Source organism: Inquilinus sp. Marseille-Q2685 (assembly GCF_916619195.1).
In the GTDB taxonomy this organism is placed as follows: Bacteria; Pseudomonadota; Alphaproteobacteria; order DSM-16000; family Inquilinaceae; genus Inquilinus.
On record NZ_CAKAKL010000002.1, the window covers coordinates 174,754 to 188,830 of the forward strand.

The following is a 14,077-nucleotide window of genomic DNA, read 5'->3' on the forward strand; positions in this document are numbered from 1 at the left end:
GTGAAGTCCATGGCGGCCAGGACAGGTCCGATGCCCGCTGCGGGCATCGCAGGAGGATCGGAGAGAATGAGGAAGTTCACCATCGCCGCCGTGCTCGTGGGCGCGGTCGCCCTGGCCGGGTGCCAGGACTATGGCCCGAAGCAGGGCGCCGGCACCCTGATCGGCGCCGCCGGCGGCGGCCTGCTCGGCTCGCAGTTCGGCAGCGGCACCGGCAAGCTGGCCGCGACGGCCGCCGGTGTGCTGATCGGCGGCTGGCTCGGCAACTCGGTCGGCGCCTCGCTCGACCGGTCGGACCAGCTCTATGCCGAGCGCACCTACAACCAGGCCTTCGAGAGCGCCCCGACCGGCACCTCCAGCTCCTGGCGCAACCCGGATTCCGGCAATTACGGCACGGTCACCCCGACCCGCACCTATCGGGACTACGGGCGTGACTGCCGCGAATTCACCCAGACCATCTACGTCCAGGGCCGGGCCCAGCCCGGCACCGGCACCGCCTGCCGCGAAGGCGATGGAACTTGGCGGATCGTCAACGGCTAAGACCCCCGATCCGAACCGTCCGACGAAGGCCCGCCGTGCCGCTCACGGCGGGCCTTCGGCATTCGTGGAGGGGCGGTGCAGCGGGATCGGCGGGTTCTCCGCCCGGCCGGGCAGGCGCTCGGCCGGCGGTTCGTCGACCAGCACCGTCGCCAGCGGCACGCCCAGGCTGTCGTGATGCGCCTCCTCTGCGGCGTGGATGCGGTCGGCCAGCGCCTGCAGCCAGGCGCCCTCCAGCCCCGGCACCTCGCCGATCTTGCCGCGCATGCCGATGCCCAGGCCGCGCATCAGGTCGGCCAGGGTCGTCACCCGCAGATCGCGCGAGATCAGCCAGGTGTCGGAGGCGGAGCGTTCGACGAAGCGGGCGTGGCGCAACTGCTCCAGCATGCCGTCGAGGGCGGAGATGCCGACCGGCACGCGGTCGAGCAGGGTCGGGCGGTGCATGCCGACGCCGAGGCGGCTGGCCGCCGCCAGCTCGCGCAGGATGGCGACGGCGATGGTCAGGCGCGGCCCGGGCAGCAGGCTGTCGATCTCGCCGCCCAAAAGGCGGCCGGAGCGCCAGTCCGGCAGCGCCGCGGCGATCACCGCGCCGATCAGCACGATCGACCAGGCGAGATACAGCCACAGCAGGAAGATCGGGATCGTGGCCAGGGCGCCGTAGATCGTCTCGTACGCCGGGAAGGCGCGCAGGTACCAGGCGAACAGGCGCTTGGAGATGTCGAACAGCACCGACGCGATCAGCCCGCCGATGACGGCGTCGGTCCAGCGCACCGAACGGTTCGGGATCAACTGGTACAGAAGCGTGAAGCCGATGAACTGCAGCACCAGCGGCACGAAGCCGATGAAGGGCGCCCACAGCTGCTGGGCGACGCCGCCGCTGTGGCTGCCGAAGAAGCTGATGGTGAAGGAGAAGCTGGCGACCACCAGGATCGGGGTCAGGGTCAGGATCGCCCAGAAGGTGACGATCCGCACCACCCAGGCGCGCTGCTCCTTCACCCGCCAGATGCCGTTGAAGGCGTCCTCGATGGTGGCCAGCAGCAGGACCGAACTGACCACCAGGCCGACGATCGAGAAGGCGGTCAGCCGGCCGGTGTTCTGGCTGAAGCCTTCGAGATAGTTCAGCACCGTGTGCCCGACCTCGGGCACCAGCATCTCGACCAGCCAGGCCTGGGCCGCGCCCTTGATCACGCCGAAGGCGGGGAAGGCGGACAGGATCGAGAAGGCGATGGTCGCCATCGGCACCAGCGCCAGCAGCGAGGAATAGGTCAGGGCCGAGGCCGCCTGCGCCCCGCGGTCGTTCCAGAAGCGCAGCACGGCGTAGCGGCCGAAGGTGTAGAACGCCTTCGCCCAGCTGCGGATCTTGTGGCTGACGCTCCAGCTCCGCTCTTGCCGATCACCCGGTCCCGATGCCATTCATCAGCCCACATTTGACCCGATAGGGCGTTCGTGTACGATCCCCGCACCTTCCCGAGGACCCGCGGCGCGCCCCGTTCGGGCTTCCTGACCCCAACTGAGGCTTTGCAATGACGGTTCCCTCTCCGCTCCTTCAAGGCAAGCGCGGCTTGATCATGGGCGTCGCCAACGACCGGTCGATCGCCTGGGGGATCGCCTCGGCCTGTGCGGCGCAGGGTGCGGAGCTCGCCTTCACCTACCAGGGTGACGCCCTCTACAAGCGTGTCAAGCCGCTGGCGGAGAGCGTCGGCTCGACCCATGTGCTGCCCTGCGACGTCACCGACCATGCCAGCATCGACGGGGTGTTCGAGACGCTGGAGCGCGACTGGGGCCGGCTCGACTTCCTGGTGCACGGCATCGCCTTCTCCGACAAGAACGAGCTCGACGGCCTGTACCTCAACACGACGCGGGACAACTTCCTGCGCACCATGGACATCTCCTGCTACAGCTTCACCGCCGTGGCGCAGCGGGCGGTGCCGCTGATGACCGAAGGCGGCAGCCTGCTGACCCTGACCTATTACGGGGCGGAGCGGGTGATGCCGCACTACAACGTGATGGGCGTGGCCAAGGCGGCGCTGGAGGCCAGCGTGCGCTACCTCGCGGTCGACCTGGGCGGCCGCAACATCCGGGTCAACGCCATCTCGGCCGGCCCGATCAAGACCCTGGCCGCCAGCGGCATCGGCGATTTCCGCTACATCCTGAAGTGGAACGAGCTGAACGCGCCCCTGAAGCGCAACGTCACCATCGAGCAGGTCGGCGGCGCCGGGCTCTACCTCCTCTCCGACCTCGGCTCCGGCGTGACGGGCGAGGTGCACCACGTCGACTGCGGCTATCACACGGTCGGCATGGTCGCGGTCGACAACGCGGCCGCGACGGCCGATCTGCTGCAGAGCCTGGCGCCGAAGCCATGAGCGCGGCCGTCACGGTCCGGCTGGCCACGGATGCCGATCGCGCGGCCGTGACGGAGATGTTCCAGGACCTCGACCGGCACTATGCCGAGGGCCGCGCGCTCGACCCCGAGGCGGTGACGGCCGAGCGGGTCGGGCGCTATGTCTATGGCGAGCATCCGACCGAGATCGCCCTGGCGGAGATCGATGGCCGGGCGGTTGGCGTCGCCAGCTTCGGCATGCTGTTCCCGGGGCGGGCCCTGACCGGCCATCTGCAGCTCAAGGACCTCTACGTCCGCGACGGCGCCCGCGGCCTCGGCGCCGGCGAGGCGCTGCTGCGCTTCCTGGCGCGGCTGGCGCAGGACCGCGGCTGCACCCGGCTCGACTGGACCACCGAGACCTGGAACGAGGGGGCGCAGCGCCTCTACGACCGGATCGGCGCGGCGCGCCTGCCGCAGAAGATCTATTATCGGCTCGAGGGCGACGCCCTCGACCGCGTGGCCCGAGAGGGCTGAGCCCGGATTTCGGATATGGCCGGCAACAGCTTCGGAACCCTGTTCCGCTTCACCACCTGGGGCGAAAGCCACGGGCCCGCGATCGGTGTGGTGGTCGACGGCACGCCGCCGCGCATCCCGCTGACCGAGGCCGACATCCAGCCCTGGATGGACAAGCGCAAGCCCGGCCAGTCGCGCTTCGTCACCCAGCGGCGCGAGGCCGACGAGGTGAAGATCCTGTCCGGCGTCTATGAGGGCCGGACCACCGGCACGCCGATCTCGCTCCTGATCGAGAACACCGACCAGCGCAGCAAGGACTATTCCGAGATCGCGGCCAAGTTCCGGCCCGGCCATGCCGACTACACCTACTGGAAGAAGTACGGCATCCGCGACCCGCGCGGCGGCGGCCGGTCCAGTGCACGCGAGACCGCCTGCCGCGTCGCCGCCGGCGCCGTGGCCCGCAAGATCCTGGCCGGCGTCACCATCCGCGGCGCGCTGGTTCAGATCGGCCCGCACAGGATCGACCGCGACCGCTGGGACTGGGACGAGGTCGACCGCAACCCGTTCTTCTGCCCAGACGCCGAGGCCGCCGCGCGCTGGGCCGACTATCTCGACGGCGTGCGCAAGGCCGGGTCCTCCACCGGCGCCGTGGTCGAGGTGGTGGCCGAGGGCGTGCCGCCCGGCTGGGGCGAGCCGATCTACGACAAGCTCGACGGCGACTTAGCCCGGGCGATGATGACGATCAACGCGGTGAAGGGCGTCGAGATCGGCGCCGGTTTCGAGGCGGCGGCGCTGTCCGGCGAGGAGAACGCCGACGAGATGCTGATGGGCAATGACGGCGAGGTCCGTTTCACCGCGAACAACGCCGGCGGCATCCTCGGCGGCATCTCGACGGGCCAGCCGGTGGTGGTGCGCTTCGCGGTCAAGCCGACCAGCTCGATCCTGACGCCGCGGCGCACGGTCGACATCGAAGGCCACAACACCGAGATCCTGACCAAGGGCCGGCACGACCCCTGCGTCGGCATCCGCGCCGTGCCGGTGGGCGAAGCGATGATGGCCTGCGTCCTGGCCGACCACCTGCTGCGGCAGCGGGTGATCGAAGGTTGAGGCGGCCCCACCCCTTTTGTCATTGCCGGGCTTGACCCGGCAATCCAGGGGCCACCGAGAGCGGCTCCTGAAAGCCCCTGGATCCTCGGGTCAAGCCCGAGGATGACAATGAGGTAGAGTGGATTCGAAGACGAACGCGCTTCGGTTGCTATTCCCCTGGGCCGCCCCCTCAGCGCCTCCGCACGACCTTCCGGGCGCGGACGTCGATCACGGTGAAGGCGCGGTCGGCATAAGCCTGGATGCCGCTCTCTGTCGCGGTCGACGGGTTGTCGAAGAAGCACTTGATCCTGCCGCGGCGCACCAGGGCGTAGGGCGCCACCGCGGTCGCGTCGGATTCGGACAAAAATTTCGCCAAAGCCTCGATATCCGCGCTGTCGGCATGGTCGCTCGCGGTCATGAAACTCCCTCCGGATCTGAGCGGATCGCGGCTCGACGCCTGTCGCCGACGCCGATGTCACACAGTCGTCATGTCAGACTATAGCCCGGCCGCCGGCGGGATGGGAGGGGCGGCGACGCTCCGATCGTAAAACCCTTGCCCCCGGCCGGCGGCTGCCGCCACCCTGGCACGACGCGGGCCACGCCGCCCGTGAACTTTCGCCGCCCTCGCGGGTTCGGTGGGGCGGGGCTGCACCCAAACCTGGACGCTTGGCGCAAACCGGCGCACATCTTCCAGCGGATCGGAAGGAGAAACTCGATGCGCCGCATCCTGACGCTGTTGCTGGTTCCTGCGATGCTGGCGCTGGCGGCCTGCAATTCCGGCGGCCCGGCCGGGTCCGCCGCGAGCGGCTCGCTGCCGTCGCTCAACCCGCTGCTGACCGAGGCCATGCCGGCGGTGGTGAACGTCCAGGTCCGTGGCACCGTGCGTCCCAGCGCCGAGATGCTGCGCGACCCCGACATCCGCCGCTATTTCGGCGGCGAGAAGGAGAAGCCGTTCCGCAGCGTCGGCTCCGGCGTCATCGTCAACGCCGCCAAGGGCCTGGTCATCACCAGCGCCCATGTCGTCGAGAACGCCACCGAGATCGGCGTGACGCTGGGCGACGGCAACGAGGTGCCGGCCCAGGTGGTGGGCTCGGCCGCCGACATCGACATCGCGGTGCTGCGCATCCCGGCCAACGGGCTGAAGACCGAGCTGCCGGTGGACGACACCGACATGCCCAAGGTCGGCGACTTCGTGGTCGCGATCGGCAACCCCTTCGGCCTGGGCCAGACCGCCTCGCTCGGCATCGTCAGCGCCACCGGCCGCAGCGGCCTGGGCATCGAGGGCTATGAGGACTTCATCCAGACCGACGCGGCGATCAACCCCGGCAGCTCCGGCGGCGCGCTGATCAACCTCGACGGTCATCTCGTCGGCATCAACACCGCGATCATCAGCCCGTCCGGCGCCAATGCCGGCATCGGCTTCGCCATCCCGATGCACATGGTCAAGAATTCGATCGACCAGATCGAGCAGTACGGCTCGGTGTCCCGCGCCCGGCTCGGCGTCGCGATCGAGGACCTGACCCCGGCCAAGGCGGCGTCGCGCGGCATCTCCGTCAACCGCGGCGCGCTGATTACCGGCATCGTCCCCGGCACCGTCGCGGCATCCGCCGGCCTCCGGGTCGGCGACGTGGTCACGGGGCTGGACGGGCACCCGATCGACGGCGCCACCGCGCTGCGCAACGCCGTCGGCCTGATGCGGCCGCAGACCTCGGTGCTGCTGACCGTGGTCCGCGGCAAGGAAACGCTCAGCCTGCCGGTCGCGCTCGGCGCGCAATAACCGGTCGACGTCGGAGGCCGAGCGCCGGGCGTCGCATCCGGCGCTGGCGCCGGGCCTCGCCCCCGGTGTAACGGTCTGGGACCGAAATCTGGCCGGCACGGCCCGCGCGACCATGCCGACCCTGTCTCGCTCCGCGGCGCCGAGGGACCGGACGTTCATGCTGATCGCCCAGATCACCGACACCCACGTGACCACGCCGGAGGTCGCGGTCGAGACGGGGATCGACGCGCTCGGCGCGCTGCGCCGCTGCGCCGAGCATCTCGCCGCGTTGTCGCCGCGGCCGGACCTGCTGCTCGTCACCGGCGACCTGGTCGACCGCGGCGACGTCGAATCGTACCGGCTGTTCCAGAAGGCCCTGGCGCCGCTGGGCCTGCCGATGCTGGCGATCCCCGGCAACCATGATTCGCGCGAGGCGATGCGCGAGGCCTTCGCCGGCCATGCCGGCATCGGCACCGACGGCCCGTTCCTCAACATCGCCGGCGAGACCGGCGGCCTCCGCCTGATCGGGCTCGACACCACCATCCCGGGCCGGATCGAGGGGCTGCTGTGCGACGAGCGGCTCGAGTGGCTCGACGCCCGCCTGTCGGAGGCGCCGCAGCAGCCGGCGCTGGTGTTCATGCATCACCCGCCCTTCGAGACCGGCATGACCCGGATGGACGGCTGGCGCTGCGGCAACGGCGACGGGCTGGCCCGGGTGCTGGTCCGGCACCGCCAAGTCGTGCATCTGCTGTGCGGCCACGTCCATCGCGCGGTCGACACCACCTTCGCCGGCATCCCGGCCTCGATCGGGCCCAGCCCGTCGCATGCGGTCGGGTTCAACCTGGAGCAGGGGGCGGAGCTGACGGTCGGCATCGAGCCGCCGCTGGTCCGGCTGCTGTACTGGACCGGCAAGCGGCTGATCTCGCATCTGTCGCCGATCGACGGTGTGCAGCGGCGCGTCTCCTGACGTCAGCGCTCCACGACCGTCGCCCGCCGCACCAGGGTGACCGGCACCGTCTCCACCACCGCCGGCCGGGCGGGATCCACGGCACGCTCCAGCATCAGCGCCACGGCGCGGGTGGCGATGCGGCCGGCATCCTGGCGGATCGTGGTCAGGCGATACGGGGCGAGGCCGGCCGGCGTCACGTCGTCGAAGCCGATGATCGAGAAATCGCGTGGGGTGCCGCGGCCGGCAGCCCGGGCCCCGTCCAGGAAGCCGCAGGCCAGCACGTCGCTGGCGCAGAACAGCCCGTCCAGCGGCGCGTCCCAGGCCGCTGCCGCGGCCGCGGCGCCCGCATCATGGTCGGGCCCGGCGGCGACGATCGGGCGGAAGGTGACGCGGCCGGCGGCCAGGGCCGGCGCCAGGGCGGCGACGAAGGCGGCGCTGCGGGCCAGTCCGCTATAGGTGCCGCCCTCGACCCCGAGGAAGCCCAGATGCCGGCAGCCCGCATCCAGCAGCGCCTCCGCCGCCAGCCGGCCGCCGGTCTCGTTGTCCGACAGCACGGCATCGACCCCGGGGATCGACACGGCCCGGTTCAGCGCCACCACGGGGATGCCCAGCCGGGCGCATTGCTCGGCCAGCGCGATCGGCGGCGCGCCGGAGGTCACCAGCACGCCGCTGACACGGTACTGCAGGAAGCGGGCGATGGTGCGGTCCAGCGCCGCCTCGTCGCCGACCTCACTGACCAGCGACTGCAGGCCATGGGCATCGATCTCGCGCAGCAGCGCCTCGAACAGCGCGGCGCGGTAGGGGTCGGTGGCGCCGCGCACCACGATGCCGACCAGGTCGGAACGCTGGCGGTTCATGCCGCGGCCCAGCATGTTGACCTGGTAGCCCAGGGCCGAGGCCGCCTCCAGCACCCGCTCGCGGGTCTCGGCCGCCACCCGGGCCTGGCCCGACATGATGCGCGAGACCGTGGCGCGCGACACCCCGGCCCGGTCCGCCACCGCCTGCGCCGTCACCGGCCGCATGCCGCTGTCCTGCTGTCGTCGTCCCAACCGGCGCTCCCATCCCCGCGGACCCAGGTTAGCGCACACGTGTTCACGAACGCGAGGCATCGTAAAGCGGAAATCGTTTGCCCCGAAGCGATGTCACCGGACCGTCACGAAACATTCATTTCCTTGAAAGCGTGCGGTGTCCAGGACCATGATAGAACCGCCACCGGAGAGCGGTGCGGCCGAACGATCGGATTTGATGAGTTGTGAACACGTGTTCATGATTTTGCCGTCCGGAGCGCCGCCGACCATCCTGCGGACTGGGAGGGATCGAGATGAACGGGACGATGATCGGCCGGGTGGCGGGCCTGGCGGCACTGCTGCTGGCCGGGGCGGCACAGGCGGACGAGCTGGTGATCGCCGGGCGCGACGGCGTCTATGGCGACGCCCTGGCCTATGCGGTCGACGCCTATAAGACGGTGTCGCCGGACACCGAGATCGAGCTGCTGAAGCTGCCCTATGCCAGCCTGTACGAGAAGCTGGTGGTGTCGCTGCGCGGCGGCGCCGATGCCTATGACGTGATCGTCGCCGACGACACCTGGATGCCGGAATTCACCGCCAATGGCTGGCTGAAGCCGGTGACCGCCGACCTGTCGGGCGTGATCCCCAGCCTGACCGCCCTGTCCAAGGGCACGGACGGCAAGGTGGTGGCGCTGCCCTTCGCCGGCAATGTCGAGATGTTCGCCTGGCGCACCGACTTGTTCCAGGCCGCCGGCCTGGCCGCGCCGAAGAGCTGGAGCGACGTGGTCAAGGCGGCCGAGACGCTGAAGGCCAAGGACCCGAACGTCGCCGGCGTGGTCTTCCGCGGCACCAAGGGCAACCCGATCGTCACCGGCTTCCTGCCGATCTTCTGGGCGCATGGCGGCGAGATCATCGACGGCTCGGGCAAGGCGGCGCTGGCGTCGCCGGCCGGGGTCAAGGCGCTGCAGCAGTTCCTGTCGCTGAAGGCCTATGCCCCGACCGGGGTTGAGACCTACAACGCCACCGAGGTGCGCGACGCGCTGCAGCAGGGCCGCGCTGCCATGGCGATCGAGGTCTGGCCGGCCTGGGTGCCGGCGCTGGACGACGCCGCCAAGTCGAAGGTGGTCGGCAAGGTCGCGATCGGCCCGGCCCCGGGCGAGACCAAGGGCCCGGCGCCGATGCTGGGCATCTGGCAGGTGGCGGTGCCGTCGGGCGCGCCGAACGCCGAGGGCGCGCAGAAGTTCCTGGCCTTCCTGAACGGTCCGGAGATGCAGAAGGAGCTGGCGCTGCGCTTTGGCCTGCCGCCGACGCTGACCGCGCTCTACGCCGACAAGGACCTGGTCGCCAAGTACCGCTGGTACCCGGACCAGCTGAAGGCGCTGGAGGCCGGCGTGTCGCGGCCGCGGATCAAGCAGTGGCCGCAAGTCGAATCGATCCTCGGCGACTATCTGCAGCTGGCCCTGGTCGGCCAGGTCGCCCCGGAAGAGGCCCTGAAGAAGGCCTCGGCCGACATCGACGCGGCGCTGGCGAAGAAGTAACGGCGGCGACCCGCCCCCTCACCCTCCCGGCCCTCGCGGGCCGGGCCCCTCCCTCTCCCCGAGGAGAGGGTTTTTCGCCTCTCCCTTGGGGAGAGGTCGGACATCCGCCAGGATGTCCGGGTGAGGGGGCGGCACCGGCCCCTCCGTTTCGCCCGATTCCTGTTCCCGGACCCTGATGCTCTTCACCGACCGCCGGCAGCTCGTCCTGCTCCTGCTTCCCGCCGCGCTGCTGCTGGTCGTGTTCGCGGTCGCGCCCGTGATCCAGGTCGCGCTCTATTCCTTCCAGGCGATCGACTACGCCGCCGACACCTCGCGCTGGGTCGGCTTCGCCAACTACGCCACCCTGTTCGGCGACTGGTTCTTCCGGGTCGATATCGGCAACACGGTCAAGTTCGCGGTCGTGGCTTCGCTGGTCCAGGTCGCGCTGGGCACGGCCCTGGCCCTGCTGCTGAACCGCGAGTTCCGCGGCCGCGGAGCGGTGCTGTCGGTCGTGGTCTACCCGATGATGCTGTCGACGCTGGTCTGCTCGGCGATCTGGCGGTCCTGGTTCCACCATGATGTCGGGGTGCTGAACGGCGCGCTCGGCTGGCTCGGCCTGCCGCCGGTGGCCTGGCTGTCCGATCCAGGCCTGGCCCTCTGGTCGGTGATGCTGGTCGACACCTGGCAATGGACGCCGATGACGACGCTGATCGTCCTGGCCGGGCTGCAGTCGATCCCGCCCGAGATCGTGGAGGCGGCGCGGACCGACGGCGCCCGGCCCTGGGTGCTCTTGACCCGGATCGTGCTGCCGCTGGTGCGCGGCCAGATCTTCCTGGCCCTGCTGCTGCGCCTGATCGACACCTTCAAGCTGTTCGACAAGGTCTACGCCCTGACCGGCGGCGGCCCTGGCAACGCCACCGAGACGATGTCGATGTATGTCTACCAGAAGGGCTTCAAGTTCTTCGATGTCGGCCTCGCCGCCGCCGCCTCGGTGGTGATGATGGCGATCGCCTGCGCGCTCTGCGCCGTCTATGCCGCCCAGGCGATGCGGGGCTCGGCTAAGTGATCCGCCTGCGCCGCACCTTGCCGTATCTCGGCATCGCCCTGTTTGTCTTGGTCTTCGCTCTGCCGATCGTCTGGATGGTCGGCGCCGCCTTCGAAGACCCGGCCCGCGCCGGCCAGGGCTTCCTGCCCACCGCCCCGACGCTGGACAACATCCGCGCCGTGCTGGCCGACGGCTTCCTGGTGCGGCTGAAGAACACCGCCGTCGTCGCCTTCGGCGCCACGCTGCTGTCGCTCGCCGCCGGCTTCCTGGCCGCCTACGCCCTGGCCCGGTTCCGCTTCCCGAAGCGGCTGGACGTGCTGTTCCTGCTGCTGGTGCTGGTGGTCAAGCTGATGCCGCCGATCGTGGTGGCGCTGCCGCTGCACGCCCTGCTGCTCGATCTCGGCCTGCTCGGCACCCTGTCCGGGCTGGTGCTGGTCTATCAGCTCTACACGCTGCCCTTCTGCCTGTGGATGCTGCTGGGCTTCGTGCGGGAGGTGCCGGTCGAGATCGAGGCCGCGGCGGCGATCGACGGCGCCGGGCTGGGCCGCCGCCTGTGGCACATCGTGCTGCCGCTGGCCCTGCCCGGGCTGGTGGCGACGCTGATCTTCGCCCTGATCCTGTGCTGGAACGAGTTCCTGTTCGCGCTGCTCTACCTGCAGCGCCCCAGCCGCTTCACCCTGCCGCTCTACGTCGCCACCTTCATCACCGAGGACGAGACGCTGTGGGGCCGGCTGATGGCGATCGGCCTCCTCTCCTCGCTGCCGGTGCTGCTGGTCGCGGGCGCCATCCAGAAGCACCTGCTGCGCGGCTTCGCCCACCAGGCCAAATGACAAAGGCAAAGGTGCCATCCGCGGCCATGGGTTGACGCTGCGGCCCCATCGGGCCACAAGCCGCGCATCCCGGGTACGACGGAGCGGGCGATGGGCGAGCGGGACCTGACCGGCAGGGCGGTGGCGGATGCCATCCTGGCCGAGGTGGCGGCGGAGGTGCAGGCGCTGGGCGAGGCGCATTGGCCGCCGAAGCTGGTGTCGATCACGGTCGGCGACGAAAGCGCGGTCGACGTCTATGTCCGCAACCAGCGGCGCACGGCCGAGGGCGTCGGCATCGCCTTCGAGACAAGGCGTCTGCCGGAGCGGATCACGCAGGAGGAGCTGCGCGCCGCCATCACCGCGCTGAACGTCGACCCGCAGGTCAGCGGCATCATCCTGCAGCGCCCGGTGCCGAAGCACATCTCGATCAAGGCGATGCAGACGACGATCCATCCGCTGAAGGACGTCGAGGGCATGAATCCGGCCTCGATCGGCAACATCGTCTACAACGAGCTGGAGCTGGCGCCCTGCACCGCGCTGGCGGCGGTGGAGATGCTGAAGCGCACCGGCCTGCAGCTGCAGGGGCTGGAGGCGGTGGTGATCGGCCATTCCGAGATCGTCGGCAAGCCGATCGCCTTCCTGCTGATGTCCGAGGGCGCGACGGTCACGGTCTGCCACCACATGACCCGCTCGCTGTCGGTGCATTCGCGCCGGGCCGATGCGGTGTTCGTCGCCGTCGGCAAGCCGAAGCTGGTGACGGGCGACATGATCAAGCCGGGCGCGGCGGTGATCGACATCGGCATCAACGAGGTGCTGGACGACGACGGCAAGAGCCGGGTGGTCGGCGATGTCGACTATGACAGCGTCGCCCCGGTGGCCGGCTGGATCACCCCGGTGCCGGGCGGCGTCGGGCCGGTGACCGTGGCGGTGCTGATGCGCAACACCGTGGTCGCCACCCGCCGCCAGAAGGCGCATTACGAGGCCCGGCTGGGGGCGTCGACCTTCTGACCGCTGGCGCTTGGCCGTTCGCTCCCGGATGATGCGGCAGGACGGCCGGGAGGGGGCGATGCTGGGACAGCTTCTGGTCGGGCTGGCGGTCAGTCTGGTCAACATCGCAGTGCACGCCGCGGCGATGCAGGCCATGCAGGCGCCGCGACGCTGGGCGCTGACGGCGCACCGCCGCGCGCCGGCCTGGATCCTGGTCCCGGCCATGATCGCCACCGTGGCGGTGCTGATGCTGGCCCATCTGGCCGAGATCGGCATCTGGGCGCTGGTCTACGACGTGCTCGGCGTGATCGAGTGGCGGGCGCCGGGGGACGGCTTCTACTTCGCCTTCGTCAACTACACCACGCTGGGCTATGGCGACGTGGTGCCGGCCCCGCGCTGGCGCCTCCTGGGCCCGATGACGACGCTGAATGGCATCCTGCTGGCCGGCTGGTCCACCGCGGTGATCTTCGACACGCTGATCGCGATCGGCCGGCATCTGCGGGAGCACGGCGAGGGCCGAGATGTCGGCCCCCACCAGCATTGAATCCGGATCGCTATTCCGTATATACTGTATATACAAAACGGAGATGAGCGATGCTGACCCGCCTGTTCAGAAGCGGCAACTCCCTGGCCGTTCGCATTCCCAAGGAGCTTGCCTTCGCCGACGGGGCGCAGGATGTCGAGATCGAGCGCCGGGGCGACAGCCTTGTCATCCGGCCTGTGGCGTCCCGCTCGCTGGCCGGGGTGGCGCAGGCCTTTGCGTCCTTCCCGCCCGGCTTCATGGCCGAGGGCCGCGAGCATCACGAGCAGAAGGAGCGGGACTGGGATCAGGGCGGCGTCTGAGCCATGCGCTACATGCTCGACACCAACATCTGCATCCACCTGATCCAACGTCATCCGCCGCAGGTGCTCAACCGCTTTGCGGTCCTGTCCCAGGGGGATGTGGTGATGTCGGTGGTCACGCTGGCCGAACTGCGCCATGGGGTCGAGCGCAACCCGCCGACCAAGCCGCAGGCCGAACAGGCCTTGGATCGGTTGCTCGACTTCATTCCGGCCCAGCCCTTCGACTCGGAGGCGGCGATCCGTTACGGCGTCCTGGCCGCAGCCATCCGCGACCGCCGGCGCGACGTGCTGGACCGCCTGATCGCGGCTCACGCCCTCAGCCTCGGGGTCACGCTGGTTACCAACAACGAGGCCGACTTCAATTTCTATCCCGGCCTGACGGTGGAGAACTGGGCGAAAGCCTGACCGACTCCTCAGGAGCGGGGGCACGGCGCATGCCGCGGCCGCAACCCTGCGGCGCTTGGAGGCGTGGTGCAAGCGGTCTGTGGCGGGTCTAAACCCGACCCATGACGGCACGGACCGAGTCCCCGACCAGCCCCAATTCGTGACGGAGCGGGATCCGCGGCTGCGCGTGATCATCCCGATGATCGTCGTCGTCGCTTTCCTGATGGAGCAGCTCGACTCCACCATCATCACCACCGCCATCGGACATAGTCGGGCTCGGCCTCGCCCTGCTGCAATATTGGCTCGAGAACCGCCCCCGCTAGAGCG

Annotated in this window: 16 protein-coding genes; 13 read left to right on the forward strand and 3 right to left on the reverse strand. The window is 70.0% G+C overall.

Annotation, left to right across the window (positions count from 1 at the left end; genetic code table 11):
• The first annotated feature begins 66 nt into the window (after nucleotides 1-66).
• Complete coding sequence (locus LG391_RS09745) at nucleotides 67-537, forward strand: RT0821/Lpp0805 family surface protein (RefSeq protein WP_225767818.1); 471 nt, start codon at nucleotides 67-69, stop codon at nucleotides 535-537.
• A gap of 42 nt (nucleotides 538-579) precedes the next feature.
• On the opposite strand, the gene LG391_RS09750 is transcribed toward LG391_RS09745, so the two are convergent.
• Nucleotides 580-1,947, reverse strand: a complete 1,368-nt coding sequence (locus tag LG391_RS09750; RefSeq protein ID WP_225767819.1) for a YihY family inner membrane protein — start codon at nucleotides 1,945-1,947, stop codon at nucleotides 580-582.
• A gap of 110 nt (nucleotides 1,948-2,057) precedes the next feature.
• On the opposite strand from LG391_RS09750, the gene fabI reads away from it, so the two are divergent.
• From fabI to aroC, 3 genes are read left to right on the forward strand one after another with little or no spacing between them, the layout of a single operon-like run.
• On the forward strand, nucleotides 2,058-2,897 hold the full coding sequence (fabI, locus tag LG391_RS09755; protein WP_225767820.1) for an enoyl-ACP reductase FabI: 840 nt from the start codon (nucleotides 2,058-2,060) through the stop codon (nucleotides 2,895-2,897).
• Entirely contained in the window at nucleotides 2,894-3,388 is a 495-nt protein-coding gene (locus tag LG391_RS09760; RefSeq protein ID WP_225767821.1) for a GNAT family N-acetyltransferase, read from the forward strand. Before fabI ends, LG391_RS09760 begins: the two co-directional genes overlap by 4 nt.
• 15 nt (nucleotides 3,389-3,403) lie before the next feature.
• On the forward strand, nucleotides 3,404-4,474 hold the full coding sequence (gene aroC / locus LG391_RS09765) for a chorismate synthase (RefSeq protein ID WP_225767822.1): 1,071 nt from the start codon (nucleotides 3,404-3,406) through the stop codon (nucleotides 4,472-4,474).
• A gap of 169 nt (nucleotides 4,475-4,643) precedes the next feature.
• Here the strand turns inward: aroC and LG391_RS09770 are convergent, their stop codons facing one another.
• Nucleotides 4,644-4,871: a hypothetical protein gene (locus tag LG391_RS09770; RefSeq protein WP_225767823.1), complete on the reverse strand. Its 228-nt coding sequence runs from the start codon at nucleotides 4,869-4,871 to the stop codon at nucleotides 4,644-4,646.
• Nucleotides 4,872-5,168: 297 nt separating this feature from the next.
• Between LG391_RS09770 and LG391_RS09775 the strand changes: the two genes are divergently transcribed.
• Together LG391_RS09775 and LG391_RS09780 are read left to right on the forward strand one after the other, a co-directional pair.
• A complete protein-coding gene (locus LG391_RS09775; RefSeq protein ID WP_225767824.1) occupies nucleotides 5,169-6,230 on the forward strand; it encodes a trypsin-like peptidase domain-containing protein in 1,062 nt (353 codons plus the stop codon).
• A 157-nt stretch (nucleotides 6,231-6,387) separates the two neighbouring features.
• On the forward strand, nucleotides 6,388-7,176 hold the full coding sequence (locus tag LG391_RS09780; RefSeq protein WP_225767825.1) for a phosphodiesterase: 789 nt from the start codon (nucleotides 6,388-6,390) through the stop codon (nucleotides 7,174-7,176).
• Between the two features lie 2 nt (nucleotides 7,177-7,178).
• On the opposite strand, the gene LG391_RS09785 is transcribed toward LG391_RS09780, so the two are convergent.
• Nucleotides 7,179-8,207 carry a LacI family DNA-binding transcriptional regulator gene (locus LG391_RS09785; RefSeq protein WP_225767826.1) on the reverse strand — a complete coding sequence of 343 codons (1,029 nt, stop codon included), beginning with the start codon at nucleotides 8,205-8,207 and terminating at the stop codon, nucleotides 7,179-7,181.
• Nucleotides 8,208-8,479: 272 nt separating this feature from the next.
• On the opposite strand from LG391_RS09785, the gene LG391_RS09790 reads away from it, so the two are divergent.
• From LG391_RS09790 to LG391_RS09820, 7 genes are all read left to right on the forward strand, one after another.
• Nucleotides 8,480-9,703, forward strand: a complete 1,224-nt coding sequence (locus LG391_RS09790; RefSeq protein ID WP_225767827.1) for an ABC transporter substrate-binding protein — start codon at nucleotides 8,480-8,482, stop codon at nucleotides 9,701-9,703.
• Between the two features lie 175 nt (nucleotides 9,704-9,878).
• A complete protein-coding gene (locus LG391_RS09795) occupies nucleotides 9,879-10,748 on the forward strand; it encodes a carbohydrate ABC transporter permease (RefSeq protein ID WP_225767828.1) in 870 nt (289 codons plus the stop codon).
• Nucleotides 10,745-11,557: a carbohydrate ABC transporter permease gene (locus LG391_RS09800; RefSeq protein ID WP_225767829.1), complete on the forward strand. Its 813-nt coding sequence runs from the start codon at nucleotides 10,745-10,747 to the stop codon at nucleotides 11,555-11,557. The genes LG391_RS09795 and LG391_RS09800 overlap by 4 nt, the downstream gene beginning before the upstream one ends.
• A 90-nt stretch (nucleotides 11,558-11,647) precedes the next feature.
• On the forward strand, nucleotides 11,648-12,544 hold the full coding sequence (locus tag LG391_RS09805) for a bifunctional 5,10-methylenetetrahydrofolate dehydrogenase/5,10-methenyltetrahydrofolate cyclohydrolase (protein WP_225767830.1): 897 nt from the start codon (nucleotides 11,648-11,650) through the stop codon (nucleotides 12,542-12,544).
• A gap of 58 nt (nucleotides 12,545-12,602) precedes the next feature.
• The gene (locus LG391_RS09810) at nucleotides 12,603-13,067 is read left to right on the forward strand and encodes a potassium channel family protein (protein ID WP_225767831.1); all 465 of its coding nucleotides are present in this window, start codon (nucleotides 12,603-12,605) and stop codon (nucleotides 13,065-13,067) included.
• Nucleotides 13,068-13,117: 50 nt separating this feature from the next.
• Complete coding sequence (locus tag LG391_RS09815) at nucleotides 13,118-13,366, forward strand: antitoxin (protein WP_225767832.1); 249 nt, start codon at nucleotides 13,118-13,120, stop codon at nucleotides 13,364-13,366.
• A gap of 3 nt (nucleotides 13,367-13,369) precedes the next feature.
• Nucleotides 13,370-13,771 carry a type II toxin-antitoxin system VapC family toxin gene (locus tag LG391_RS09820; protein WP_225767833.1) on the forward strand — a complete coding sequence of 134 codons (402 nt, stop codon included), beginning with the start codon at nucleotides 13,370-13,372 and terminating at the stop codon, nucleotides 13,769-13,771.
• Nucleotides 13,772-14,077: the final 306 nt, after the last annotated feature.

Excerpts from the sequence above, each read along its gene's own strand:
- LG391_RS09775 (WP_225767824.1), top strand. The coding sequence starts at position 5,169 with ATGCGCCGCATCCTGACGCTGTTGCTGGTTCCTGCGATGCTGGCGCTG.
- LG391_RS09790 (WP_225767827.1), top strand. The coding sequence starts at position 8,480 with ATGAACGGGACGATGATCGGCCGGGTGGCGGGCCTGGCGGCACTGCTG.
- LG391_RS09770 (WP_225767823.1), bottom strand. The coding sequence starts at position 4,871 with ATGACCGCGAGCGACCATGCCGACAGCGCGGATATCGAGGCTTTGGCG.
- LG391_RS09810 (WP_225767831.1), top strand. The coding sequence starts at position 12,603 with ATGCTGGGACAGCTTCTGGTCGGGCTGGCGGTCAGTCTGGTCAACATC.
- LG391_RS09750 (WP_225767819.1), bottom strand. The coding sequence starts at position 1,947 with ATGGCATCGGGACCGGGTGATCGGCAAGAGCGGAGCTGGAGCGTCAGC.
- LG391_RS09820 (WP_225767833.1), top strand. The coding sequence starts at position 13,370 with ATGCGCTACATGCTCGACACCAACATCTGCATCCACCTGATCCAACGT.
- LG391_RS09795 (WP_225767828.1), top strand. The coding sequence starts at position 9,879 with ATGCTCTTCACCGACCGCCGGCAGCTCGTCCTGCTCCTGCTTCCCGCC.
- fabI (WP_225767820.1), top strand. The coding sequence starts at position 2,058 with ATGACGGTTCCCTCTCCGCTCCTTCAAGGCAAGCGCGGCTTGATCATG.
- aroC (WP_225767822.1), top strand. The coding sequence starts at position 3,404 with ATGGCCGGCAACAGCTTCGGAACCCTGTTCCGCTTCACCACCTGGGGC.
- LG391_RS09780 (WP_225767825.1), top strand. The coding sequence starts at position 6,388 with ATGCTGATCGCCCAGATCACCGACACCCACGTGACCACGCCGGAGGTC.
- LG391_RS09805 (WP_225767830.1), top strand. The coding sequence starts at position 11,648 with ATGGGCGAGCGGGACCTGACCGGCAGGGCGGTGGCGGATGCCATCCTG.
- LG391_RS09815 (WP_225767832.1), top strand. The coding sequence starts at position 13,118 with ATGCTGACCCGCCTGTTCAGAAGCGGCAACTCCCTGGCCGTTCGCATT.
- LG391_RS09745 (WP_225767818.1), top strand. The coding sequence starts at position 67 with ATGAGGAAGTTCACCATCGCCGCCGTGCTCGTGGGCGCGGTCGCCCTG.
- LG391_RS09760 (WP_225767821.1), top strand. The coding sequence starts at position 2,894 with ATGAGCGCGGCCGTCACGGTCCGGCTGGCCACGGATGCCGATCGCGCG.